Below are 239 nucleotides of genomic sequence, written 5' to 3' on the forward strand. Positions count from 1 at the left end.
TTTCAGCCGAGCACCCGTTCCAGAGTCCGCGAAACCCCAACCTCGCGCAAACTCTGGCAGCACCACTCGAATGCCGCAACAAACTCCGCCGACTTCGGTATCGCCGTGCCGAAAATCTCCTCCACGCCCAACAGGCGCTCGGTGATCAACTCATCGTCCGCCACCAATCCCTGGCAGAAAGCCGCTCGCGGATCCGGAATCGAATACGTATCGCCATTCTCATCCACGCCCTTCAGATA

At 59.0% G+C, this 239-nt stretch carries 1 pseudogene; it reads right to left on the bottom strand.

Annotated features, from left to right (window positions below):
• Positions 1 to 2: 2 nt before the first annotated feature.
• Positions 3 to 239 (bottom strand): annotated as a pseudogene (locus NR201_RS22615) (hypothetical protein); the annotation flags it as partial.

The sequence above is a fragment of the Pantoea sp. Fr-CA_6 genome (genome assembly GCF_024520895.1).
In the GTDB taxonomy this organism is placed as follows: domain Bacteria; phylum Pseudomonadota; class Gammaproteobacteria; order Enterobacterales; family Enterobacteriaceae; genus Pantoea; species Pantoea agglomerans.